The following is a 23,001-nucleotide window of genomic DNA, read 5'->3' as shown; positions in this document are numbered from 1 at the left end:
GGGGGCGTGTCCACAGGCGGGGTGCCGTCCACAGTGGGGTTGCCGTGTGGTCGCGGGGTGGTGCGGGGGCCGGCAGAGTGCCGTGGTGTGTCGAACCTGTCGAACCGGGGCCGCGCGGCCCTCGTGATCGTGCTGCTCGTGGCCTCGACCCTGCCGGTTTCCCGTCCGGCGCCGGCCGGTGCCGGCGTGGTGGCGGTGGCCGGGCCGCCTGCCGTGTCACCGTCCGGTGCCGGTGCCGGTGCCGGTGCCGGTGTGGTGGCGGTGGGCCGGCCGCCTGCGGTGCCGCGGTCCTCCGGCACGGGGGCGGGTGCGGTGGCGCGGCCTGTCGCGGTGCCGTCGCCGGCCCGGTCCGGAGCGCCCGCGGCCGGAGTGCCGGCGGGGCGGTTCCGCTGGCCGCTGGCCGGCACGCCGCGCGTCGCGCGCCGCTTCGACCCGCCGCCCGAGCCCTGGCTGCCCGGGCACCGGGGCGTGGACCTGGCCGCCAGGCCGGGCGTCGGGGTCCGCTCGGCGGGCGCCGGGGTGGTCCTCTTCGCCGGCATGGTGGCCGGACGGCCGGTCGTCACCGTCGGGCACGCCAACGGGCTGCGCACCACCTACGAGCCGGTCCTCCCCGGCCCGGCGGCCGGCGCCCGCGTCGCCGCCGGCGCCGCGATCGGCCTGCTGACCGCGGGGCATCCCGGCTGCGTGGCGGCGGCGTGCCTGCACTGGGGGCTGCGCCGGGGCGAGGAGTACCTGGATCCGCTCGCCCTGCTCGGGCTCGGCCCGGTCCGGCTGCTCCCGCTCGACCCGCCGCCCGCCGGGCCCGCCGGTCAGGCCTGGGCGAGCAGCGTGGGCAGTCGGACGGCCAGCCGGTCGTACTCGTCCGGCGTGTTGTAGACCTGGCCGCACAGGCGCAGGTAACCGCGACCGTTCCAGGCGGCCATCGACACCTCGACCGCGAGCCGGTCCGCGATCCGGGCCCGCAGGTCCCGCGCCGCGTCCATCGTCGTGGCGAGGCCGGGCGGCAGCGGGATCAGCCGCATGGCGACCGTGGGTCCGCCGGGCTCCGGCAGGTCGGCCGGCGCCACCCCGAGCGCGTCCCCGACCACCCGTTGCCCGTACGCGGCCAGCGCCGCGTTGTGCGCCCGTACCCGGTCCAGGCCGAGGCTGCGCAGCGTGAACAGGCCGACCGGGGCGGCCAGCCAGCCGGTGTAGTCGAGGGTCGCCTGCCACTCCACCCGGGTGGGGAAACCGCTGCCCTGCTCCCAGGAGACGACCAGCGGTTGGATCCGCTCCCGCCACCGCTCGGCCACCACGAGCGCGGCGGTGCCGCGCGGCGCGTACGCCCACTTGTGCAGGTTGCCGACCCAGAAGTCGGCGCCGACCGAGGCGACCGTGGTCGGCAGCATGCCCGGGGCGTGCGCGGCGTCGACCAGCACCGGCACCCCGTGCTCCCGGGCCACCCCGACGATGGCCGCGGTCGGGAAGAGCCGGGCCGTCGGCGAGGTGATCTGGTCGACGATCAGCAGCCTGGTCCGACCCGGACGCAGCCCGGCCCGGACGATCTCCACCACCTCCTCGTCGGTGGCGGTCAGCGGCACGGGCAGCGCCCGCGACACCGCCCCGGTCCGGGCGCACTCCCGGTCCACCGAGAAGCCCACCGCGTACCCGTGGTCGGTGGTCACCACCTCGTCGCCGGGGCCCAGCCCGAGGGACTGGAGCACGATGGCGGCGCCCGTGGTGGCGTTGCCGACCAGGGCCGTGCCCTCCGGATCCGCGCCGAGGAAGGTGGCCAGGTGCCGCCGGGTGTGGGCGATCCGGTCCACCAGACCCTGGGTGAAGAAGCGGAGCGGGTTGGCCTCCATCTCGTCGCGCAGGCGCTGCTGGGCGCGCTGCACGGCGATCGGGACGGCGCCGAACGATCCGTGGTTGAGGTGGCTGACCGACGGGTCGAGGGAGAAGAGCAGCCGAGCCCCGGGGATCGGCTCGGGCGGCTGCGGGACCGTCATCGGGCGATCGTAGCCCGCCGTGGATCATCAGCCCGCCGCTTCCGCCCAGCCGCGGGCCCACGCCGTCCGTCGGCCGGCCCGGGTCGCCGCTGCGAGGTCAGGCTCGCGGATGTGCCTGCCGGTACGCCGCCCGCAGCCGCTCCACCGACACGTGGGTGTATATCTGGGTGCTGGCCAGCGAGGAGTGCCCCAGCAGCTCCTGCACGGCGCGCAGGTCCGCGCCGCCCTCCAGCAGGTGGGTGGCGGCCGAGTGCCGCAGCCCGTGCGGGGTCACCCGCGGTAGGCCGGCGGCCTCGGCGTACCCGGCGACGATCCGGCGGGCCGTGGTGGGGTTGAGCCGGCCGCCCCGGGCCCCGAGCAGCAGCGCGCGGTCCGAGCGAGGGGCCGCCAGGGCAGGCCGGCCCTGGGTGAGCCAGGCGTCCAGGGCCCGCTGCGCGGGTACCCCGTAGGGCACGGCCCGTTCGCGCCCGCCCTTGCCGAGCACGCGTACCACCCGGCGGCCCTGGTCGACGTCGGTGACATCCAGGCCGCAGGCCTCGCTGATCCGCACCCCGGTGCCGTAGAGCAGTTCGAGCAGCAGGCGGTCCCGCAGCAGCACCGGATCGGGCTCGCTGCCGGGCGGCGCGTCGCCCCGGTCCCGGGTCGGTGTGGCGTCTCCTTTCCCGGGCCGGGTGTCGTCCCCGTCCCGGGGGCGTCCGGCGTCGGTCGGCGCCGGGGTCCGGCTCCGGTCCGGGGCGTCCATGAGCGCGGCGGCCTGGTCGGCCCGCAGGACGGTGGGCAGCTCGCGGTGCGCCCGGGGACTGGCCAGCGGCGCGGCCACGTCGCCGGCCAGCAGGCCGGCCCGGTGCGCCCAGGCGCTGAACGTGCGGGCGGCGGCGGCCCGCCGGGCCAGCGAGGTCCGGGCCGCGCCCACCGTCCGCTGCTTCGCGAGCCAGCTCCGCAGCACGGTGAGGTCCAGCTCCGACAGGTCGGTGCAACCCATCCGCACCGCGTGGTCGAGCAGCGAGACGAGGTCCGTCACGTACGCCCGCACGGTGTGCGCGGACCGGTTGCGCACCCGGGCCAGGTGGTCGGCGAAGTCGTCCACCGCCTCCCGCATCGGGGCCGGGAGCGCCTCGTGGACCGCCCGCGTGCCCCGCCGCCGGTCCGTCATCGGGGACTCCGGCGGACTCGCCGGCGCCGGGGGCACCCGGGGCGCTCCGGCGCGGTGGACGGGCGGTCAGGGGACACCTGTTCAGGGTACGGGCGCGGGGCGGTGCGGGCCGACCGCCGTCCCGGCGGCCGACCGGCGGGCGGTGCCGGCCGACCGACGCCTCGGTGCGGGAGTACGTCGACGGCCGGCGGGGTCCGGCGGGCGGTCCGATCGGCAGCGCGCCGGAAACCGGGGCGGATGCGGCGCGGCGCGCCGTTCGGGGTGGCTGACCTGGGCCTGGACAGGGGAAACTGTTCCTACGAACAGGACAGTGGCAACGTTCCCGGGTCGCGACGGGCCGACGGCGGCGTTGCCCACGGGTGCCGACACCCCGTCACGGCGGGCGGCCGGGCGCTGAGGGCGTCCGGCGTGGTGGCGGCGCGGAAGGGTGATTCGCGAGACCGATCGGAACGGGCGTCCCCGGGGTGGCGACGCCGGTGGGAGGAGGGACCGAGCGTGGGGGTGGATGCCGTCCTCTACCGGCAGGTCCGGGCCGGGCCCGTTCGCCGCCGGCCGTCGTACGTCTCGACCGAGGTGGTGGCGGACCCGCAGGATGTCCTGCTGGACCTGCTCAAGCGGGTACGGGGCGGCGGCCGCACGCCGCTGCTGGACCGGGTCGACCCGCTCGGCGAGCTGGTGGTGGACGTCGAGGCGGTGCCGCAACTGCTGGCCGAGCTGCGCTGCCTGGCCGAGGTGGCCCGGGTGCCGGCGGAGGTCGACCAGGTCCGCCGGCTGGCCCTTCTGGCCCGGCGCTGCCTGAGCAGCCGCGACGCCGAGATCCGGTTCGAGGGCGACTGAGCGCACGGACCGGCTCGGACCGGGTCAGCCCCGCGAAGCGGCGGACGGACCCGGGCCGACGCCCGTCGGCGCCCGGCCATGCCCGGTCCCGCGCTCCGGAGGCGGCGCGAGGGCGTAGCCGTCGTCGCGGCGCACCACCATGGCCAGTTCCTCCAACATGGAGAGCTTGCGCATCGCGGTACGCAGGTCCACCCCGGCGCGCGCCGCGACGCGCTCCAGGTCGATCGCCTTCCTCCGGGGCAGCGCCTCCAGCACCTGGGCCGCCTCGTCGTCGAGCCGGTCCCGGGGGCGCTCCGGCGCGCGGGCGGGCGGTGCCAGGTCGTACCCGATCCGACCCACCTCCTCCAGCACATGGGCGGTGCCGGTCACGAGCCGGGCGTTCGGCTGCTCCCGGAGGACCTCGTGCGCGCCCACCGACATGGCCGAGGTGACCGGCCCCGGCACCACCATCGCCGGCCGCCCCACGCCGATCGCGCGGTTGAGGGTCTGGGTGGCGCCGCTGCGGGCCGACGCCTCCACCAGCACCGTGCCCACGGTCGCCGCCGCGATCACCCGGTTGCGGATGAGGAACCGGGGCCGCAGCGGTTCCGCCCCGGGCATCCACTCGCTCAGGAGCAGGCCACTCTCGGCGATCCGGTCGAACAGCGCGGCGTTGCCCATCGGGTACGGGCGGTCCAGCCCGCAGGCCAGCACGGCGACCGTGAGCCCGCCGGCGGTCAGCGCGCCGCGGTGCGCGGCGGAGTCGATGCCGAACGCCCCGCCGGAGACCACCGTCCAGCCCCGGTCGGCCAGCCCGTAGCCCAGCTCGGTGGCGACGTGCGTGCCGTACGGGGTAGCCGCCCGGGCGCCCACCACGGCGACCGATCGCGCCAACGCCTCGCCCAGCGGCCACGCCCCGCGTACCCAGAAGCAGAGCGGTGGGGCGGTCTCCAGGTCGACCCGGCGGCCGGTCCCGGACAGCTGGAGCGCCCGCAGGTCCGCCACCCGGGCCGGCCACTCCCCGTCCTCGGGGGTCACCATCCGCGCGCCGAGCCGCTCGGTGCGGCGCAGCGCCTGCTCCGCCACCGCTCGCGCGTCAGCGGCGGCGGAGCGGGCCGCCACGGCGGACCGGAGCGCCGAGTCCGGCGCGCCGCCGTCCAGGAGCAGGTCGAGTGCCGCGACCGGGCCGAGCTGGTCGACCAGCCGGTGCACCGACCAGGTGCCCGGCTCGGCGAGCCAGGTCAACGCCACCCGCGCCAGCAGGCGTTCCTCGGTGCCGCTCATGCGCCCTCTCCCGTCCTCAGTTGGATGGCCTCCGCGATGTCCCCGCCGTCGGGGCGGCCCCGCCCGTCCAGGTCGGCGATGGTCCAGGCGAGCCGGATGACCCGGTCGAAGCCGCGTGCCGACAGAGAGCCCGTGTCGAGCCGCTTCCGCAGCTCCCCGGTGTCCCGCCCGGGCAGGCGCCACGGTGGCCGGCGCAGGTACGGGCCGGGGATCTCGGCGTTGAGCCGCCGGCCGGTCGAGGCCCAGCGGTCGGCGGCGGCCCGGCGCGCTTCGGCGACCCGGGCCGCGACCGTCGCGGACGACTCGTTGGGGGTGCCGGTCTGCATCAGCTCCGCCGCGCGGACCGGGGGCAGCCGCACCTGCACGTCGACCCGGTCGAGCAGGGGGCCGGAGAGCCGGCCCAGATAACGCCGCCGGGCCAGTGGGGTGCACTCGCAGTCGACGTCGCCCGACGGCTTCGCGCAGGGGCACGGGTTGGCGGCCAGCACCAGCTGCGTGCGGGCCGGGTATTCGGTGGAGCCCTGCGATCGGGCGACCTGGACCCGGCCGTTCTCCAGCGGCTGGCGCAACGCCTCCAGCGCCCCCTTGCTGAACTCGGCGGCCTCGTCGAGGAAGAGGACGCCCCGGTGGGCCAGCGACACCGCCCCGGGCCGGGCCAGCCCGGACCCGCCGCCCACCAGCGCCGGCACCGTGGCGGTGTGGTGTGGGGCCTGGAACGGGGGCCGGCGGAGCAGCCGGCCGCCGGGCGGCAGCAGGCCGGCGATCGAGTGCAGGGCGGTGACCTCCAGGGCGGCGTCGTCGTCGAGCTCCGGCAGGAGCGACGGCAGCCGCTCGGCGAGCATGGTCTTGCCGGCGCCCGGTGGGCCGAGCAGCGCCAGGTGGTGCCCGCCGGCCGCCGCCACCTCCAGCGCCCGGCGGCCGAGCCGCTGCCCCGAGACGTCGGCGAGATCCGGCCCGCCGGTCACCGGAGCGGGCGCGTCGGCCGGCGGGGCGAGCAGCGGCGAGCCGTCCCGGACGAAGGCGACCAGCCGGTGCAGGGTGTCGACGGCGCGGACGTGGACGCCGGGGATCACCGCCGCCTCGGCGGCGTTGCCGGCCGGCACCACGACCTGGGTGAACCCGGCCCGTGCCGCGGCGGCCACCATCGGCAGCACGCCGCGTACCGGGCGGACCGTGCCGTCGAGGCCCAGCTCGCCGAGGACCACCGTGGCGTCCAGCGGGACCAGCGGCAGCTCACCCGAGCCGCCGAGCACCGCCACGGCGATGGCCAGGTCGAAGGCGGAGCCGTACTTCGGCAGGGTGGCCGGCAGCAGGTTGAGGGTGATCCGGCGGTTCGGCCATTTCTGGCCCGAGTTGACGATGGCCGCGCGGACCCGGTCCCGGGCCTCGTGCAGCGCGGTGTCGGGCAGGCCCGAGATCACCACGCCGGGCAGGCCGGGGGCCAGGTCGGCCTCCACCTCGACCACGTGCCCGGCCATCCCGACCAGGCCGACGCAGAGCACCTTGGCGTAGCTCATGGTCAGAACGCGCCCCTCAGGTGCTCGACCCGGGCCGGCCCGGCGACCGGGAGCCGGACCGCCAGGACGTCGAAGCGGACCTCCTCGGCGGTGGTGCCCGTCGCGGCGAGCCAGCGCGCCGCCAGCCCGCGCAGCCGGCGCGCCTTGGCCCGCACCACCGCCTCGGCCGGACTGCCGAAGTCCTCCGTACGCCGGGTCTTCACCTCGCAGAAGGCGAGCACCGGCCCCTCCCAGGCGATGATGTCGATCTCCCCCTCGGGGCACCGCCAGTTCCGGGCGACCGGGCGCAGCCCCGCCTCGATCAGGTGCCGGACCGCGCACCGCTCGCCGTACGCCCCGACGGCCTGGTTCCGCTTCGTCATGCCGGCCAGCGTGCGGCGGGCGCACCGGCGGTGGGTCCCGGGCGGGGCGGCCTGTGGACGGCGGGGGACCCTGTGGACGGACGCACGATCATGCTGCCGCTGTGGTAGGCCACGCGGGCCGCCCGGTGCGCGGAGTGCCCGTGATGACCGGCTATGTCGTCCGTGACCAGCGGCGATGCGCCGAGGGGCCCGAATGGCGCGCGTGGTGCCGGTCGCATACCGTGCCGGTCGTGGACGGACGACGGAGCTTTCCCGACGATCAGCAGGGGTCGCACTGGAGCGACCGCGGGTACGAGCCGGACTGGCGCGCCACCGGCGAACCGCGCTACCGCGACGACGACTTCCCGGCGCCGGAGCAGCGCACGGGCGAGGACCGGTACGGCGACCCGGCCCGGTTCGGGTCCGCCGACCCGCTGGGCGACGACACGGGCAGCTGGCGGCCGCACCGGCTGGACGACCCGGTGGAGACCTCCGGCGAGCTGCCGGGGGAGCGCGGCGGCCGGCGGGCGGCCCGCGAGTCCGTCGACCCGCTCGGCGCGGACCGCACCGCCGACCCGCTGCGTCCCGACCCGGTGGGGGGCTACCCGGCCCGCGAGTCCGCCGGTCCGCTCGCCGCCGAACGCACCGCCGACCCGCTGCGTCCCGACCCGGTGGGCGGCTACCCGGCCCGCGACTCCGCCGACCCGTTGCGTTCCGGCCCGGCGGGCGGCTACCCGGTCGTCGAGTCGGCCCGTCCGGCCGGGCCGGCCCCGGCCGGCCCGACGCCGATCATCGTGGGGGACCGGCCCAGCCCCGGCGGGGCGACCCCGTTGATCGTCGGCGAGCGCCCGGGCGGCCCCGTGCCGGAGGCGACGGTCGCGCCGATGCCGCACCCGCTGGAGATGCCGACCGGCCCCATGCCGTCGGTCGCGCCCCGGCTCGACGGCCCGCCGCCCGGCGACGGCGTCTACCGGACCCGCCGCCCGGCCCTCGCGGTGCTGCTCGCGGTAATGGTGCTGGTCCTGGAGGTCCCCGCGCTGCGGGTGCTGCTGCGCGGCCTGGTCGGTGACCCGGTCTCCACCTCGCACGTCGTGGTGGGCACGTTCCTGGTGGTCGGGTTGCCGATCTTCGGCACCGGCCTGTACGGGCTGCGCACCGGCGGGCTGGCGCTCGCCGACGGCAGCCGCGGCTGGCTCCGCCCGCCGACCGCCTACCTGACCGTCGGACTGGTGCTCTTCCTGGCCGCCGCCCTCGCCGCCCGCTGACCGACCCGGGCGGCCGGGCGGGTACCCGGCGTTCCGGCCCGGCGGCCCGGCCTGGCGGCCCGCGGCGGCAGGGCGCGCCGCACGGGAGCCCGCCCGAAAAGGGACCGGATGGGCGTTCCCGAACCCCGGGACCGGGGGGCGGGGAAGGGGCGTACACTGGTCGACTGGCGACCGCCTTGCGCGGTCGACCTCGCGCGCCCTCTCCACGGATCTCGTGGGGCGGCGGCCTCCCTGGTCCCGATTCTGGTCGGGCCCACCATGGCCGGCGACCGGGCGCCAGGCGTCCGGCCGCCGGCCGGACGGGACAACCAGGGACAAACAGGGAGTACCCACCATGGCCGTCGTGACCATGCGTCAGCTGCTGGAGAGCGGTGTCCACTTCGGGCACCAGACCCGGCGCTGGAACCCGAAGATGAAGCGCTTCATCTTCACCGAGCGCAACGGTATCTACATCATCGACCTGCGCCAGACCCTCGACTACATCGAGAAGGCGTACGAGTTCGTGCGCACCACGGTGGCCGGGGGCGGCAGCATCCTCTTCGTCGGCACCAAGAAGCAGGCCCAGGAGGCCATCGCCGAGCAGGCGACCCGGGTCGGCCAGCCGTACGTGAACCACCGCTGGCTCGGCGGCATGCTGACCAACTTCCAGACGGTGTACAAGCGGCTGCAGCGGATGAAGGAGCTGGAGGCCCTGGGTGACCTGAGCGGCACCGCCGCCGGTTACACCAAGAAGGAGACGCTGCAGCTCTCCCGCGAGAAGGTGAAGCTGACCAAGACCCTCGGTGGCCTCCGCGACATGCAGAAGCTCCCGGCCGCGGTCTGGATCGTCGACACCAAGAAGGAGCACATCGCCGTCGACGAGGCCCGCAAGCTGGGCATCCCGGTGATCGCCGTGCTCGACACCAACTGCGACCCGGACGAGGTCGACTTCCCGATCCCGGGCAACGACGACGCGATCCGCTCGGCCGAGCTGCTGACCAAGGTCGTCGCCGCCGCCGTGGCCGACGGTCTGATCGCCCGCTCCGGCCGTGGCCGTGGCGGCGACGAGAAGCCGGAGCCGGGCCAGGTCGGCGCCGACGAGCCGCTGGCCGAGTGGGAGCGCGAGCTGCTCGAGGAGCCGAAGAAGGCCGACGAGCAGCCGGCGGCCGCCGCCGAGCAGCCCGCGACCGCCGAGCAGCCGGCGACCGCCGAGCAGCCCGCGACCGCCACCGCGGAGTGATCTCGCCGTCGCGTCCCCACCGTCCGTTTTCGCGGTCGGTGGGGCGCGACGGGTACGCCGGGCAGAACCGGCCCGGATCCGGGTAACCGGCAGCCAGACATTCGAACGCAGTCTCAAACACCGAAGAGAGAGTCATGTCCAACTTCACCGCCGCGGACGTCAAGAAGCTCCGCGACCTCACCGGCGCCGGCATGATGGACTCCAAGAAGGCGCTGACCGAGGCCGAGGGCGACTTCGACAAGGCCATCGAGATCCTGCGCGTCAAGGGCGCCAAGGACGTCGGCAAGCGGGCCGGTCGCACGGCCGCCAACGGCCTCATCGCCCACGCCGGCCAGGCGCTGCTCGAGCTCAACTGCGAGACCGACTTCGTCGCCAAGAACGACGCCTTCATCGCGCTGGCCCAGCAGCTGGTCGAGCACGGTGTGGCCAGCGGCGCGACCAACGCCGAGGAGCTGCTCGCCAGCACCATCGACGGCAAGAGCGTGGCCGACCTGATCCAGGAGCAGTCCGCCAAGATCGGCGAGAAGCTGGTGCTCAACCGCTTCGCCAAGCTCGACGGCACCACCGCGGTCTACCTGCACCGCAAGAGCCAGGACCTGCCCCCGGCGGTCGGCGTGCTCGTGCAGTACTCGGGCAAGGCTGACGAGGCCGGTGACGCGGACGCCCGCGGCGTGGCCATGCAGATCGCCGCCATGCGGCCGAAGTACCTGACCCGCGACGAGGTCCCGGCCGAGACCGTCGAGTCGGAGCGGCGCATCGCCGAGCAGACCGCCCGCGAGGAGAACAAGCCCGAGGCGGCGCTGCCGAAGATCGTCGAGGGCCGGGTCAACGCCTTCTTCAAGGACTTCGTCCTGCTGGAGCAGGCGTCGGTCGCCGACAACAAGAAGACGGTGAAGCAGCTGCTGGCCGACGCCGGCATCGAGGTGACCCGCTTCGTGCGGTTCGAGGTCGGCCAGGCCTGAGCCGCCGCACGGGCGCTTGACGCGCCCGGGCGCAGGGAAAACTTCGACGAGGAGGCCGCCGGTGTACGTGACAGGCACCGCGGCCTCCTCGTCACATAGGGTCGGCAGCGGCAGGTACGCGGTACGCGGCGCCCACGAGGTGCGCGACGGAAGGGGCGGGTCGGATGACGCAGGTTGTGAGTGACCGGAGCCTGGCGGCGGATGACCCGACCGCCCCGCCGCCCGGTCGGGCCCGCCGGGTGGTGCTGAAGCTCTCCGGCGAGGTCTTCGGCGGCGGCGCGATCGGCGTCGACCCCGACGTCGTGCAGGCCATCGCCCGGCAGATCGCCACCGTGGTGCGCCGCGGCGTGCAGGTCTCGGTGGTGGTCGGTGGCGGCAACTTCTTCCGCGGCGCCGAGCTGCAGAAGCGGGGCATGGACCGGGCCCGCGCCGACTACATGGGCATGCTGGGCACGGTGATGAACTGCCTCGCCCTCCAGGACTTCCTGGAGAAGGAGGGCATCGAGACCCGGGTGCAGAGCGCCATCACCATGGCCCAGGTCGCCGAGCCGTACATCCCGCTGCGGGCGATCCGGCACCTGGAGAAGGGCCGGGTGGTCATCTTCGGCGCGGGCGCCGGGATGCCCTACTTCTCCACCGACACGGTGGCCGCCCAGCGGGCGCTGGAGATTCGCGCCGACGTGGTGCTGATGAGCAAGAACGGTGTGGACGCCGTCTACACCGCGGACCCCCGGATCGACCCGACGGCGAGCAAGCTCGACTCGATCACCTTCTCCGAGGTGCTGCGCCGCAACCTGCGGGTGGCCGACGCCGCGGCGTTCAGCCTCTGCATGGAGAACGGCCTGCCGATGCTGGTCTTCGGCGCCCAGGGCGACGACACGATCGTCCGTGCCGTCGGCGGTGAGAAGATCGGCACGCTGATCACCGCCTGACCGGCGCCGCCGGTCCGGCAGCGGTCCTCCGACAACAGCAGCACCAGCACAGCCCACGACGAGCGACAGAAGGAGGCGAGGAGACCGGTGATCGACGACACCCTCCTCGAGGCAGAGGAGAAGATGGAGCGGGCCATCGAGCACGCCAAGGAGGAGTTCGGCGGGATCCGCACCGGTCGCGCCAACGCCGCCATGTTCTCCCGGATCGTCATCGACTACTACGGCAGCCCGACCCCGCTGCCGCAGATGGCGTCCATCGCCGTGCCGGAGCCGCGCATGGTGATCATCAAGCCGTACGACAACTCGCAGATCAACGCCATGGAAAAGGCGATCCGCGATTCGGATCTCGGGGTCAACCCGAACAACGAGGGCAACCAGCTGCGCATCCTGCTCCCGCAGATGACCGAGGAGCGGCGCCGCGAGATGATCAAGGTCGCCCGGCACAAGGGCGAGGAGGCCAAGGTGGCCGTCCGCAACATCCGCCGCAAGGGCAAGGAAGAGCTGGACCGCCTGGTCAAGGACGGCGAGGTCGGCGAGGACGAGGGCCGGCGTGCGGAGAAGGAGCTGGACGACCTGACCCAGCGCTTCGTCGCCAGCGTCGACGAGCTGGTCAAGCACAAGGAGAACGAGCTGCTCGAGGTCTGAGCGCCCGCGTACCGCCACGGCACCGGTGTGCCGCCGCCCGTCACGGGTGGCGGCCCGGTGCCGTCGTCGTGCCGGCCCACGTCCGCCGTGCGGGCTTCCCGGGTGCAGTAGGCTCGGCACGATTCCCACCCACCCCCGGGTGAACGGCGGGAGTCGGCCGGCCGTCGGGCCGGTCAACCGGAACTGCTCGCGGCTGTAGGGGATGGTCTTGGTCTTGCGTCATGTGGTGGCTCCCGTACCGCCTGCCGGTGCGTGATGTCCCACCCCGACCCCTACGGCAACGCCGAGCCGCGCGGCTGGGACCGCCCGGCCCCGCTGCCCTGGCCGGAAACCGACCTCGAGCCCGGGCCCTGGCGCCGCCCGGATGCCGGCCCGGAGGCGTACGCGCGCCCGCCCGGCCGGCCCGTCGCCGACCCGTACGCCCGACCCGATGACGGCTACGACGCGCCGCGTGGCCGCCGGCCGTACGACGGACCGCCGGCCACCGAGCGCGGCTGGCGTGACGAGCCGGCCCCCCGCGGCCCGGGCCACGCGGGCGCCGGCCGCCGGGACACCGGCCCCGGCGGTTACGGGACCGCGGACCGGGACCTGTGGGACCACGACCGGGGCCGGGGCACCGACCCGAGGGACCGCTACGACGCGACCCCGCGGGGCCGGAGCTACGACCGGCCCGACGAGGAGTACCCGACGGCCCAGATCGCTCCGGTACGCGACGAGCCGACCAGCCACCTGCCGGTGGTGCGCGACGAGCCCGGACCGGAGCCGGAGCCGCCGCCGGCCCGCCGGTCGAAGGGCCGGCGCCGGGCCGGCGCGGACCGCCCGCCGACCGTCCAGCCGAAGGCGTCCCGGGCGGGCCGCAACCTGCCGGCCGCGATCGGCGTCGGGCTGGCCCTCGGCGCGGCCATCGTGGTGCCGCTCTTCTTCTACCTGCCCGCGTTCCTCGCCGTGATCGCCGCCGCGGTGGCGATCGGCTCCTGGGAGATGGCCCGCGCGGTCCGCCGCAGCGGTGCCCACCCGCCGCTGGTGCCGCTGGTCGCCGGTGGCGTGATCACCGTGGGGCTGGCCTGGTTCGCCGGCCCGGACGCGCTCTGCCTCGGCCTGCTGGTCACCGTGCTGGGCACGATGATCTGGCGGCTGGGCGACGGCCCGGGCAACTACCAGCGGGATCTCACCGCGGCCACCCTGATCGCGGTCTACGTGCCCTTCCTCGGCGGCTTCGTGGCGATGCTGGCGGCCGCCCCCGACGACGGTCACCTGCGGGTGCTGGTCACCCTGGTCGCCGTGGTGCTCTCCGACACCGGCGGGTACGCGGCCGGTGTCGCCTTCGGCAAGCACCCGATGGCCCCCACGATCAGCCCGAAGAAGTCCTGGGAGGGCTTCGCCGGCTCGGTGATCGCGGCGGCCGCGGGCAGCGCCCTGCTGCTCTGGCTGCTGCTCGACGTGGCCCCCTGGTGGGGCGCGCTCTTCGGGATGGCGATCTCCGGCGCGGCGGTGCTCGGCGATCTCGCCGAGTCCATGATCAAGCGCGACCTCGGGGTCAAGGACATGAGCAACCTGCTCCCCGGCCACGGCGGCCTGATGGACCGCCTCGACTCGATCCTGTTCGCGGTGCCGACCGCCTACCTGCTGTTGGCGATCTTCGTGCCGATGGCGGGCTGAGGCGTGAATCACGCGGGTGGCGTCGTCCCGGCCGGCCGGCCGGGGTCGATTCGGCACCCACGGACAGGTGCGTCCTCCGTTCGGCGTGTCAGACTGGACGCGCCATGACGAGCCTCCCGCTGATCTCCGTAGACCCCGACGCCCGCGGCCGCCGGCCCGCGATGCCACCCCGTCACCTCGCCGACCTGGACCTGCCGGGCCGGCAGGCGCTCGTCACCGAGCTGGGGGAGCCGGCGTTCCGCGCCAAGCAGGTCTCGAACCACTACTTCGGCCGTCTGGTCCGCGACCCGGCGCAGATGACCGACCTGCCGGCGGCGACCCGTGAGCGGTTGGCGGGCACGCTGCTGCCGACCCTGCTCAACCCGGTGCGCGAGATGGCCTGCGACGACGGCGCCACGCGCAAGGCGCTCTGGCGGCTGCACGACGGCTCGCTGGTGGAGAGCGTGCTGATGGGCTACCCGGACCGGGTCACCGTCTGCATCTCCAGCCAGGCGGGCTGCGGCATGGCCTGCCCGTTCTGCGCCACCGGCCAGGCCGGGCTGACCCGCAACCTCTCCACCGCCGAGATCGTCGACCAGGCCGTCTACCTGGCCGGCGTGGCCGCCTCGGGGGCGGTGGCCGGCTCCCCGCCGCGCCTGTCGCACGTGGTGTTCATGGGCATGGGCGAGCCGCTGGCCAACTACGCGCGGGTGGTGGCGGCGATCCGCCGGCTGGTCGCCCCGGCCCCGGAGGGGCTCGGCCTGTCCCAGCGGCACATCACCGTTTCCACGGTCGGGCTGGTTCCGGCCATCCGCCGACTGGCCAGCGAAGACCTCTCAGTGACCCTTGCGTTGTCGCTGCACGCCCCCGATGATGAGCTGCGCGACGAACTCGTGCCGGTCAACCAGCGCTGGAAGGTGTCCGAGGTGCTGGACGCGGCGTGGGACTACGCGGACACGACGGGGCGTCGCGTGTCCATCGAGTACGCGATGATCAAGGACGTGAACGACCAGCCGTGGAGAGCCGATCTGCTCGGGCGGCTGCTGGCCGGCAAGCTGGCCCACGTGAACCTGATCCCGCTCAACCCGACTCCGGGCAGCCGCTGGGACGCCAGCCCGAAGCCGGTCGAGCGGGAGTTCGTCCGGCGGTTGCGCGACGCCGGGGTGTCCACCACGGTGCGGGACACCCGGGGTCGCGAGATCGACGGGGCGTGTGGGCAGCTCGCCGCCGCCGAGGACAGGGACAGCGACCCACGCGCCGCAACGGCGTGACGGCGTAGCGGTAGAGACCAGGAGACATAGTGGCGAGTCAGGGTCAGCGTTTCCGGCGTAAGGCGCTCCGCCGGGGATACAAGGTCGACGAGGTGGACGCTTTCCTGGACCGGGTGGAGGCGACACTCGCCGGCCAGCCGGTCGGCGCGCCCGTGGCCTCCCAGGAGGTCCACGACGTCGTCTTCCGGGTCCGCTTCAACGGCTACGACGAGTGGCAGGTCGACCTGCACCTGGACCGGGTCGAGCGGCAGCTCGCCGAGCTGGAGGAGCGCGGTGGCGCCCCCGGCGGGCGCGGTGGCGATCCCCGGATGGCCGACCGGCTGGGCCCGCCGATGCGCGACGACCGTGGTCTCTCCCCGGTGCCGCAGCCCCCGATGCCGCCCCGGCCGATGCCCGCGCAGGCCGGCCCGCCCGCCGACCGTTACGGCAACCGCTACGACGAGCCGACCGGCGCCTTCGCCGGCGGGTACGACGGCCCGCGCGGCGGCTACGACGCACCCCGCGGCCCGGGCGGTCCCGGCCCGATGGGTCCGGGCGCCCCGATGGGGCACGGCGGCCCGCCCTCCCGTGGTCTGCCCCCCGGCCCGGGCGGCTACGGCCAGGACGAGCAGCGCTTCGACGGCTTCGAGGCCGGCCGGCACGGCCACGCCGACATGACCGCCGAGTTCCGGATGCCGGAGCGGGACCTGCGTGACCCGCGCGGTCGTGGCCCGGCCGGCCCGCCGCAGCTGCCGCAACAGGGCTACGGCCCGGACCAGGGCTACGGCCCGGACCCGGGTTACGGCGCCCCGGACCAGGGCTACGGCGGCGGCCCCGGCATGCCCGGCCCGCCGATGGCCGGCCCGCCGGTCGGTGGCCCGCCGATGGTGGGCCCGCCGATGGCCGGCCCGCCCGGCAGCGACCTCTACCGGGTGGACCAGATCCGCCGCAGCTTCCAGGTGCGCCGGTTCGGCAGCGGGTACGACCCGGACCAGGTCGACCGGTTCTTCGAGACGCTGCTCGGCGGCATGCAGGGCCGCAACCAGATGCCGGTGAACCCGAAGGATCTGGACACGCTGCGCTTCGGGCTGGTGCCCGGCGGCTACTTCGAGGCCGAGGTCGACGCCGCCCTCAAGGACGTGCAGGACATCCTGCTCGGGCGCTGAGCCCGCCGACGACGACGAAGGGCCCGTCCCCGATCGGGGGCGGGCCCTCGTGCGTACCGGCCGAGTGCGGGCCGGTCAGGACCGCAGGCCGTTGCGGCGCAGCACGGCGTCGCCGATGACGATGGCCAGCAGCAGCGCCGCGAGGCCGAACAGCCAGATGTTCTCGACGTTGCCCTCGTGGTTGCCGCAGAGCGCCATGAGCACCAACACCGCCGCCGACAGCACCGCGCCGATCCGTCCGGACTTGCGGTGCCCCGGCCGGTGCTGGTCGGGCGCGGTTACCGGCTCGCTTCCTGCCACTGTCGGTCCTTCCCTCGCGATCGGATCTCCGGTTAGTCTGGCACGCCCCGTGGCGGCCCCGGTGCGGGGTCCGACCGGATGGGGGACACGTGACCCGCGAGGACGACCGCGAGCTGTACAAGCGGGCCCAGCAGGCGTGGGACGCCGAGGACTGGCCGGTCGCCGGGGAGCTGTGGGAGCGCCTGGCCCGCCGGTACCCGGACATCCCGGCGGCCGAGTCGTGGTGGTACAACGCCGCGCTCGCGCACAAGTTCCTGCGGAACTGGGCGAAGGCGTACGACCTGGGGCGGGAGGCGGCCGGCCGGTCGACGCCCGGTAGCCAGGACCCGGCGTTCTGGAACCTGGGCATCGCGGCGACGATCATGGAGGACTGGTCGACGGCGCGCTACGCCTGGTCGGGGTACGGGCTGGAGGTCCCGGCCGGCGAAGGCGAGATCGAGGCGGACTTCGGCACCACCCCGATCCGTCTGAACGGCGGCGAGGTGGTCTGGGCCCGACGGCTCTGCCCCACCCGGGCCCGGGTGCTGAACGTGCCGACCCCGGAGTCCGGCCGGCGGTTCGGCGAGGTCGTGGTGCACGACGGCGCGCCCAACGGCGAGCGGACGGTGGACGGCCGGACCTACCCGGTCTTCGACGAGCTGCTGCTGTTCCGTCCCTCGGAGCTGCCGACCACCACCGTGCAGGTGGTCGCCGGCACGCCGGAGGACGTCCGCGCGCTGGCCGCGCTGTTCGACGAGCACGGTTACGCGGCGGAGCCGGCCAGCGGCGTCCGGGTCGTCTGCGCCTGCTGCAGCGAGGGAACCGTGCACCAGGACCGCGACCACCAGGTCGCCGGCGGGCAGCGGGTGCACCTCGCGGCGCCGGTGGACCGTGTCGCCGGGCTGATGGATGCCTGGTGCGCGGCGGCCCCGCAGGAGCGGAACTGGACCGGGACGGTCGAGGACTGACCCGTCCCGGGCCGTTGGACCCGCCCGGCCGGGGCGGAAGGCCACTACCGGCGTCGCGGAACGGTGACCACACTGCCTCCGGTAGCGTCGTGACGTACGCCTGATGTCTTTTCGAGGGGGATTGCGGTGCGAGTGACCGGTACGGGCCATGCCAGCATGCGGATCGACACGGCCGCGGGCAGCATCCTGTGCGACCCGTGGGTCAATCCCGCCTACTTCGCCTCCTGGTTCCCCTTCCCGGACAACTCCCAGCTCGACTGGGCGACCCTCGGCCAGTGCGACTACCTGTACGTGTCGCACCTGCACCGGGACCACTTCGACGCCAGGCACCTGCGGGATCACATCTCCAAGGACGCCACCGTCCTGCTCCCCGAGTTCCCCACCTCGGAGATGGAGGACGAGCTGCGGGAGCTGGGCTTCACCAAGTTCCTCAAGGCCCCGAACGAGCAGGTCGTGGAGCTGCCCGGCGGCCTGAAGATCATGATCCAGGCGTTGACCAGCCCGACCGACGGCCCGATCGGCGACTCCTCGCTCTGGGTGGAGTACGACGGGGTCCGGCTGCTCAACCAGAACGACGCCCGGCCGACCGACCTGACCGTCTTCGCCGAGCTGGGCCACGTGCACGCGCACCTGCTCCAGTTCTCCGGCGCGATCTGGTACCCGATGGTCTACGAGCTGCCCCAGGCGGCGAAGGCCGCGTTCGGCAAGCAGAAGCGGGAGCGGCAGTTCGACCGCACCTGGCGCTACATCGACGACCTGAAGGCCGACCACGTCTTCCCGATCGCGGGCCCGCCCTGCTTCCTCGACGACGAGCTGTTCCAGTTCAACGACGTCTTCGGCGACGAGGGGAACATCTTCCCCGACCAGTCGGTGTTTTTGTCCGAGTACGCCAAGGTCGGCGGGACCAACGGCATCGTCCTGCTGCCGGGCAGCGTCGCGGAGGTCACCACCGAGGGCGCGACCACCACCCACCCGGTGCCCGTCGAGGAGTTCTTCGCGAACAAGCGCGCCCACCTGGAGGAGATGCGGGAGCGCAAGCGCCCGATCATCGAGGCCGAGAAGGCGTCCTGGCGGCACCCCGAGGTGGACGTGCTCGGCGAGATGAAGCGCCGGATCGAGCCGCTGCTGGACGAGTCGATCTACCTGGCCAAGGGTGTCGGCGGTCCGGTCCGCTTCGACCTCGTGGGCTACGACGGTGAGAGCGTCGAATCCATCGTGGTGGACTTCCCGGGCAAGGAGGTCCGGCCGTACGCGGACGAGAAGGTCCGCTACCGGTTCCGCACCGAGCGGGCCCTGGTCGAGCACCTGCTGCACATCGGCGAGATCGACTGGGTCAACTCGCTCTTCCTCTCCTGCCGGTTCTCGGCGGCCCGGATCGGCCAGTACAACGAGTTCGTCTACGCGTTCTTCAAGTGCCTCTCGGAGGAGCGCCTCCAGTACGCCGAGGGCTGGTACGACGAGCACGAGCGGGCCGTCGACGCCGAGGACATCACCCTCGACGGCTGGGTGGTGCAGCGCCGCTGCCCGCACCTGAAGGCGGACCTGAGCCGGTTCGGCATCGTGGAGGGCGACCAGCTCACCTGCCAGCTGCACGGGTGGAAGTTCGACATGGCGAGCGGCCGCTGCCTCACCAGCGTCGGCCACAAGATCCGCGCGCACCGCGCCGACGCGGAGACCCCGGCGCCCGCCGGCGAGGCGATCAGCTGAGTTTTCCCCCGCCCGCCGCCCCCGCCGGGTGACCATCAGGTCAGAAGGGGGCGGCGTGGCGGACGGCGCGGGCGGGAGCGGGTACCGGTTCGGGCGCGACCGGGAGATGACCCGGGACGCGTCCCGGGTGGAGACGTTCAGCGACGGCGTCTTCGCGGTCGTGCTGACGGTGATGGCCGTCGAGCTGCTGCAGAACGGCCCGGCCCGCGACCCCGGGCGGGAGCTCCCCGACGCCCTCGTCCACGCCTGGCCGACCTACCTGGCCTACGTGATCACCTTCGGGATCGCCGGCCAGATCTGGCTCGGCCACCACAACATGTGGCGGTACGTGGTCCGGGTCGACCAGGTGCTGCTCATGTTCAACCTGCTCGTGCTGCTCTTCGTGGCGGCGATCCCGTTCACCGCCGACCTGCTGGCGGACAACCTGCGCGGCAGCGCGACCGAGCAGCGGCTGACCGCCGCCCTCTACCTCGGCACCGTGCTGTGCGAGTCGCTCTTCTTCAACCTGAGCTGGTGGTGGGCCCGCCGGCACGGGCTGCTGCACCCCGCCCTGGACCCGCAACTGGCCCGGGCGGTCTCGCGGCGGCTGGTGGTGCGCCCGCTGCTCTACACGTTCGCCTTCGCCTTCGTCTTCGTCGACCCGATCCTCAGCCTGCTCCTCTACCTGCTGCTGCTCGTCGGCCTTTCCCTCGTCCGCCGGCCCGGCGACCTGCCCCGCTCCGCCGAGGCCGGCGGTGCGGTCAGCGACCGAGGTCGTTGAGGATGCGCTGGGCGGCGTTGTGGCCGGCCGCGCCGATCACGCTGCCGGCCGGGTGGCAGCCGGCGCTGCCCGCGTAGACGCCGTCGATCCCCGTGGCGTAGGGCATCCGGTCGGTGAACGAGACCGTGTTGTCGACGTGGTGGATGTGGCCGCCGGTGATGCCGAAGTGCGCCTCGATGCCGGGCGGGGGCAGCGGCACGGCGTCCGCGATCAGGTCGGCGGTGCCCGGCGCGTACCGCTCGCAGATCTCGACGAGCCGATCGACGTAACCGGGCAGCGCGGCGTCCCAGGTGGTGCCGGCCAGCTCGTAGGGGACCGACTGGACGAAGAGGGCCGACGAGTGGTGCCCGGCACCGTCGGAGAGCGTCGGGTCGACGGTGGTGTGCAGGTACCACTCGATGGTCGGCTCCTCGGGCAGCCGCCCGGCCTGGACGTCCGCCCACATGCCGCGCAGCGCGGCCATCGGCGCCTCGCCACCGGCGCCGACCAGCGAGGCCGAGCCGGGGAGCAGGTGGATGGTGGACCCGAACGGGCTCGGCGCGTCCGCCGGCAGGCAGGAGAAGCGGGGCAGGCCGGTGAGCGCCAGGTTGAGCTTGAGCGTGGTGCCGGGCCGGCGGACCGCCGCCATCCGCGCGCCCAGCTCCGCCGGGAGCGCGCCGTCGGGCAGCAGGTCCATCAGCCGGTACGGGTCGCAGGCGCCGAGTACCACGGAGGCGGCCACCTCCCGCCCGTCGGCCAGCACCACCCCGCCCGCCGCGCCGCCGTCGAGGGTGACGGCGGTGACCGGCGCGCCGGTGACGATGCGGGCGCCGGCCGCCCGCGCGGCGTCGGCGAAGGTCCGGGAGACGGTGCCCATCCCACCCTGGGCGATCATCCAGGTGCCGTCGGAGCCGGGCAGCCGGCACATGTTGTGCACCAGGAAGTTGTGTCCGGTGCCGGGGTCGTCCGGGCCGGCGTTGAGCCCGGAGAGGCCGTCGGTGACCGCGTACATGCTGACCAGCAGCTCGGAGCGGAAGTCGAAGCGGGCCAGGTAGTCGGCGACCGAGCCGCGGACCAGGTCGACGAAGACCTGCCGGAGGGCGGGCCGGACGTACCGTTCGGCGGTGTCCTCCACCGGCAGCGGCTCGGCCAGCCAGGCCGGCGCCAGGTCCTCCCGGAGCTGGGCCAGCTCGGCCTGGAGCGCGTCGTCGGCGGCCACGTCCTCGGGCGAGAAGAACTCGGCGAGCTGCCGGCGGGTGCTCGCCGTGTCACTGCCGAAGAGCAGGTACGGCGAGCCGAGCCCGCCCGGGGTGGGCAGGAAGTAGTGCGGGTCGCGGCGCAGCACCGGGATCGTCACGTCGAGGGTGGCGAGCAGTTCCGGCGGCATCAACCCGAGCAGGTACGACCCGGTGGAGTGCCGCAGCCCGGGCACCTTGGGGAACGGGTTCTCGGTGCGGGTGGCCCCGCCGATCACCTCGGCCGCCTCCAGCACCAGCACGTCGAGGCCGGCGCGGGCCAGCAGGATCGCCGAGACCAGCCCGTTGTGCCCGGAGCCGACCACGACGACGTCGGCGCGGGACGGCAGCTCACTCGCATCGCTCATGCCCGGGCAGCCTAGTGGCGCGGAGCCCCGCCCGGGGAGGGGTCGGCGGAGCGTACGCGGAACCGGGGCCGGCGGTCAGGCGCGGGCGGCCGCCCGGGCGGCCCGCCAGCGCGAGAGTGCCAGGGTGGCCGAGTAGCCGGCCAGCACGATCACGTGGAACAGGTAGAGCCAGAGGAGCACGGCGACCCCGCCGCCGATCTCGTCGAACCCGCCGAACGGCGCTCCGAGGTCCAGCGGCAGCGAGCAGAACAGCACGAAGCCGTGCAGGAACCCGGACAGGTTCGCCGCGGTGAACGATCCCAGGCCCAGCGTGGCGAGCCAGTCCGGGGCGGCCGGTCCGACCACCCGGAACAGCCAGACCAGCACCGGCGTGAGCACCAGCCAGGTGGCCAGGAAGGAGAGCACCACGCCCAGCGCCCCCAGCCAGCCGCCCTGACGGACCAGGTGGGTGGTGAGCGGCAGCGCCAGCAGCACCGCCAGCAGCAGCGCCGGGGCGGGGGCCAGCAGCGGAAGCAGCAGCAGCCGGCCCCGCCAGCCGACCAGGTTCCCGGCCTGGCCGCGGGGGATGGCGACGGAGACGAACGCCCGGCGCAGCCCCTCGCCGTAGAGCGACGCCGGCAGCAGCGAGGCCAGCGCCAGCAGCGGGGTCAACCCCAACCCGGCCTCCACCAGCGCGGCCACCGCCCGGTCGGCGCCGATGTCGGTGGGCAGCGTGTTGATGGCGTACGAGGTGAGCCGGCGTACCCGGTCGTCCCCGGCCACCAGCCCGGTCAGCCAGATCGCCAGCAGCGCCACCGGCACCACGGCGATCGCCCCGTAGAACGTGATCGCGGCAGCGTGCAGCGAGAGGTCCCGCCCGCGTACCGGCTGGAACGCCACGCCGGTGATCCGCTTCGCCCACCGCCATCCCGCACCCATCGCCACCTCGTTCCCCGTGGGACGCCTCGGCACGCATTACGATCCGGCGTGTGACCACCTCGACCGAGCGGCTGGTGGTCCGGGACTGGACGGATTCCCCGGACGACCTGGCCCGGATCTACGACATCTACTCCCGGGACGAGGTGATGCGCTGGCTGGGCGGCGGGGCGGGGCGGATGACCGACCCGGCCGAGGCCCGCGAGCGCCTGCACTCCTGGCGCGAGCGCTACGCGCCGTACGCCGGCCGCTGGGGGATCTGGGCCATCGAGCCGCGCGGGACCGGTCGGGCGGTCGGCAGCGTCCTGCTCAAGCCGCTGCCCGGGCGGGACGGGGTCACGCCCACCGACGACATCGAGGTCGGCTGGCACCTGCACCCCGACGCGCAGGGGCACGGCTACGCCACCGAGGCGGCCCGGGCCGTGCTGGAGCGCGAGTTCGCCGCCGGCACCCGCCAGGTCCACGCGGTGGTGATGGCCGGCAACGAGCCGTCGATGGCGGTGGCCCGGCGACTCGGCATGACCCACGTCGGCACCCGCACCGACTGGTACGGCGGCGCCGAACTGGAAACCTTCGTCCTCACCCGCCCGGTGTAGCCGTCCGGCGGGCCTCGG

22 protein-coding genes are annotated in these 23,001 nt (G+C 74.6%); 14 read left to right on the top strand and 8 right to left on the bottom strand.

Features of this window, described 5'->3' with window-relative positions:
• Window positions 1–150: 150 nt before the first annotated feature.
• Window positions 151–876, top strand: coding sequence for a M23 family metallopeptidase (locus NFX44_RS00175; protein WP_262281979.1), 726 nt, complete (start codon window positions 151–153; stop codon window positions 874–876).
• On the opposite strand, the gene NFX44_RS00170 is transcribed toward NFX44_RS00175, so the two are convergent.
• Together NFX44_RS00170 and NFX44_RS00165 are read right to left on the bottom strand one after the other, a co-directional pair.
• Complete coding sequence (locus NFX44_RS00170) at window positions 810–1,988, bottom strand: aminotransferase class V-fold PLP-dependent enzyme (RefSeq protein WP_262281405.1); 1,179 nt, start codon at window positions 1,986–1,988, stop codon at window positions 810–812. The two genes, NFX44_RS00175 and NFX44_RS00170, sit on opposite strands and share 67 nt — an antisense overlap.
• 97 nt (window positions 1,989–2,085) lie before the next feature.
• A complete protein-coding gene (locus NFX44_RS00165) occupies window positions 2,086–3,141 on the bottom strand; it encodes a tyrosine recombinase XerC (protein ID WP_262281404.1) in 1,056 nt (351 codons plus the stop codon).
• A gap of 495 nt (window positions 3,142–3,636) precedes the next feature.
• On the opposite strand from NFX44_RS00165, the gene NFX44_RS00160 reads away from it, so the two are divergent.
• On the top strand, window positions 3,637–3,978 hold the full coding sequence (locus tag NFX44_RS00160) for a hypothetical protein (protein ID WP_262281403.1): 342 nt from the start codon (window positions 3,637–3,639) through the stop codon (window positions 3,976–3,978).
• A gap of 24 nt (window positions 3,979–4,002) precedes the next feature.
• On the opposite strand, the gene NFX44_RS00155 is transcribed toward NFX44_RS00160, so the two are convergent.
• Genes NFX44_RS00155 through NFX44_RS00145 form a run of 3 tightly spaced genes read right to left on the bottom strand, consistent with a single transcriptional unit; the run spans window position 4,003 to window position 7,120 of the window.
• Window positions 4,003–5,241, bottom strand: a complete 1,239-nt coding sequence (locus NFX44_RS00155) for a DNA-processing protein DprA (RefSeq protein WP_262281402.1) — start codon at window positions 5,239–5,241, stop codon at window positions 4,003–4,005.
• Window positions 5,238–6,758: a YifB family Mg chelatase-like AAA ATPase gene (locus tag NFX44_RS00150; RefSeq protein ID WP_262281401.1), complete on the bottom strand. Its 1,521-nt coding sequence runs from the start codon at window positions 6,756–6,758 to the stop codon at window positions 5,238–5,240. Before NFX44_RS00150 ends, NFX44_RS00155 begins: the two co-directional genes overlap by 4 nt.
• Window positions 6,759–6,760: 2 nt before the next feature.
• Window positions 6,761–7,120: a YraN family protein gene (locus NFX44_RS00145; protein WP_262281400.1), complete on the bottom strand. Its 360-nt coding sequence runs from the start codon at window positions 7,118–7,120 to the stop codon at window positions 6,761–6,763.
• A 230-nt stretch (window positions 7,121–7,350) separates the two neighbouring features.
• Here NFX44_RS00145 and NFX44_RS00140 point away from each other — a divergent pair, with 230 nt between their 5' ends.
• The 8 genes from NFX44_RS00140 (at window position 7,351) to NFX44_RS00105 (ending at window position 16,176) form a co-directional block, all read left to right on the top strand.
• Entirely contained in the window at window positions 7,351–8,364 is a 1,014-nt protein-coding gene (locus NFX44_RS00140; protein WP_262281399.1) for a hypothetical protein, read from the top strand.
• 334 nt (window positions 8,365–8,698) lie between these two features.
• Entirely contained in the window at window positions 8,699–9,583 is an 885-nt protein-coding gene (gene rpsB / locus NFX44_RS00135) for a 30S ribosomal protein S2 (RefSeq protein ID WP_262281398.1), read from the top strand.
• Between the two features lie 134 nt (window positions 9,584–9,717).
• Window positions 9,718–10,545 carry a translation elongation factor Ts gene (tsf, locus tag NFX44_RS00130; RefSeq protein WP_107079213.1) on the top strand — a complete coding sequence of 276 codons (828 nt, stop codon included), beginning with the start codon at window positions 9,718–9,720 and terminating at the stop codon, window positions 10,543–10,545.
• Window positions 10,546–10,709: 164 nt separating this feature from the next.
• Window positions 10,710–11,477, top strand: a complete 768-nt coding sequence (gene pyrH / locus NFX44_RS00125; protein ID WP_091268664.1) for a UMP kinase — start codon at window positions 10,710–10,712, stop codon at window positions 11,475–11,477.
• Between the two features lie 87 nt (window positions 11,478–11,564).
• Window positions 11,565–12,122: a ribosome recycling factor gene (gene frr / locus NFX44_RS00120; RefSeq protein ID WP_262281397.1), complete on the top strand. Its 558-nt coding sequence runs from the start codon at window positions 11,565–11,567 to the stop codon at window positions 12,120–12,122.
• Window positions 12,123–12,377: 255 nt separating this feature from the next.
• Window positions 12,378–13,781, top strand: a complete 1,404-nt coding sequence (locus tag NFX44_RS00115; protein ID WP_262281396.1) for a phosphatidate cytidylyltransferase — start codon at window positions 12,378–12,380, stop codon at window positions 13,779–13,781.
• Between the two features lie 104 nt (window positions 13,782–13,885).
• Window positions 13,886–15,031, top strand: coding sequence for a 23S rRNA (adenine(2503)-C(2))-methyltransferase RlmN (gene rlmN / locus NFX44_RS00110; RefSeq protein ID WP_262281395.1), 1,146 nt, complete (start codon window positions 13,886–13,888; stop codon window positions 15,029–15,031).
• 29 nt (window positions 15,032–15,060) lie between these two features.
• Complete coding sequence (locus NFX44_RS00105) at window positions 15,061–16,176, top strand: DivIVA domain-containing protein (protein ID WP_262281394.1); 1,116 nt, start codon at window positions 15,061–15,063, stop codon at window positions 16,174–16,176.
• 75 nt (window positions 16,177–16,251) lie between these two features.
• On the opposite strand, the gene NFX44_RS00100 is transcribed toward NFX44_RS00105, so the two are convergent.
• Window positions 16,252–16,476, bottom strand: coding sequence for a DUF2631 domain-containing protein (locus NFX44_RS00100; RefSeq protein ID WP_262281393.1), 225 nt, complete (start codon window positions 16,474–16,476; stop codon window positions 16,252–16,254).
• A gap of 89 nt (window positions 16,477–16,565) precedes the next feature.
• Between NFX44_RS00100 and NFX44_RS00095 the strand changes: the two genes are divergently transcribed.
• From NFX44_RS00095 to NFX44_RS00085, 3 genes are all read left to right on the top strand, one after another.
• Window positions 16,566–17,423, top strand: coding sequence for a tetratricopeptide repeat protein (locus NFX44_RS00095; RefSeq protein ID WP_262281392.1), 858 nt, complete (start codon window positions 16,566–16,568; stop codon window positions 17,421–17,423).
• A gap of 126 nt (window positions 17,424–17,549) precedes the next feature.
• Window positions 17,550–19,130, top strand: a complete 1,581-nt coding sequence (locus tag NFX44_RS00090) for a Rieske 2Fe-2S domain-containing protein (protein WP_262281391.1) — start codon at window positions 17,550–17,552, stop codon at window positions 19,128–19,130.
• Window positions 19,131–19,236: 106 nt separating this feature from the next.
• A complete protein-coding gene (locus NFX44_RS00085; protein ID WP_262281978.1) occupies window positions 19,237–19,890 on the top strand; it encodes a TMEM175 family protein in 654 nt (217 codons plus the stop codon).
• On the opposite strand, the gene NFX44_RS00080 is transcribed toward NFX44_RS00085, so the two are convergent.
• Both NFX44_RS00080 and NFX44_RS00075 read right to left on the bottom strand, forming a co-directional pair.
• A complete protein-coding gene (locus NFX44_RS00080; RefSeq protein WP_262281390.1) occupies window positions 19,871–21,472 on the bottom strand; it encodes an NAD(P)/FAD-dependent oxidoreductase in 1,602 nt (533 codons plus the stop codon). The genes NFX44_RS00085 and NFX44_RS00080 overlap by 20 nt on opposite strands.
• A 75-nt stretch (window positions 21,473–21,547) precedes the next feature.
• Window positions 21,548–22,390 (bottom strand): YihY/virulence factor BrkB family protein, encoded by an 843-nt coding sequence (locus tag NFX44_RS00075; protein ID WP_262281389.1) that lies wholly within the window; start codon window positions 22,388–22,390, stop codon window positions 21,548–21,550.
• 50 nt (window positions 22,391–22,440) lie between these two features.
• Here NFX44_RS00075 and NFX44_RS00070 point away from each other — a divergent pair, with 50 nt between their 5' ends.
• Window positions 22,441–22,983 carry a GNAT family N-acetyltransferase gene (locus NFX44_RS00070; RefSeq protein WP_262281388.1) on the top strand — a complete coding sequence of 181 codons (543 nt, stop codon included), beginning with the start codon at window positions 22,441–22,443 and terminating at the stop codon, window positions 22,981–22,983.
• Window positions 22,984–23,001: the final 18 nt, after the last annotated feature.

The sequence above is a fragment of the Micromonospora sp. MA102 genome (assembly GCF_025460765.1).
Classification (GTDB): domain Bacteria; phylum Actinomycetota; class Actinomycetes; order Mycobacteriales; family Micromonosporaceae; genus Micromonospora; species Micromonospora halotolerans.
The sequence above is the reverse complement of the archived record's forward strand: the minus strand, read 5'-3'. Positions and strand labels throughout refer to the sequence as shown.

What these genes read in the sequence shown, in the direction of transcription:
- NFX44_RS00170 (WP_262281405.1), bottom strand. Translation starts at nt 1,988, where the DNA reads ATGACGGTCCCGCAGCCGCCCGAGCCGATCCCCGGGGCTCGGCTGCTC.
- NFX44_RS00165 (WP_262281404.1), bottom strand. Translation starts at nt 3,141, where the DNA reads ATGACGGACCGGCGGCGGGGCACGCGGGCGGTCCACGAGGCGCTCCCG.
- NFX44_RS00155 (WP_262281402.1), bottom strand. Translation starts at nt 5,241, where the DNA reads ATGAGCGGCACCGAGGAACGCCTGCTGGCGCGGGTGGCGTTGACCTGG.
- NFX44_RS00150 (WP_262281401.1), bottom strand. Translation starts at nt 6,758, where the DNA reads ATGAGCTACGCCAAGGTGCTCTGCGTCGGCCTGGTCGGGATGGCCGGG.
- NFX44_RS00145 (WP_262281400.1), bottom strand. Translation starts at nt 7,120, where the DNA reads ATGACGAAGCGGAACCAGGCCGTCGGGGCGTACGGCGAGCGGTGCGCG.
- rpsB (WP_262281398.1), top strand. Translation starts at nt 8,699, where the DNA reads ATGGCCGTCGTGACCATGCGTCAGCTGCTGGAGAGCGGTGTCCACTTC.
- tsf (WP_107079213.1), top strand. Translation starts at nt 9,718, where the DNA reads ATGTCCAACTTCACCGCCGCGGACGTCAAGAAGCTCCGCGACCTCACC.
- pyrH (WP_091268664.1), top strand. Translation starts at nt 10,710, where the DNA reads ATGACGCAGGTTGTGAGTGACCGGAGCCTGGCGGCGGATGACCCGACC.
- NFX44_RS00115 (WP_262281396.1), top strand. Translation starts at nt 12,378, where the DNA reads ATGTCCCACCCCGACCCCTACGGCAACGCCGAGCCGCGCGGCTGGGAC.
- rlmN (WP_262281395.1), top strand. Translation starts at nt 13,886, where the DNA reads ATGACGAGCCTCCCGCTGATCTCCGTAGACCCCGACGCCCGCGGCCGC.
- NFX44_RS00085 (WP_262281978.1), top strand. Translation starts at nt 19,237, where the DNA reads ATGACCCGGGACGCGTCCCGGGTGGAGACGTTCAGCGACGGCGTCTTC.
- NFX44_RS00080 (WP_262281390.1), bottom strand. Translation starts at nt 21,472, where the DNA reads ATGAGCGATGCGAGTGAGCTGCCGTCCCGCGCCGACGTCGTCGTGGTC.
- NFX44_RS00075 (WP_262281389.1), bottom strand. Translation starts at nt 22,390, where the DNA reads ATGGGTGCGGGATGGCGGTGGGCGAAGCGGATCACCGGCGTGGCGTTC.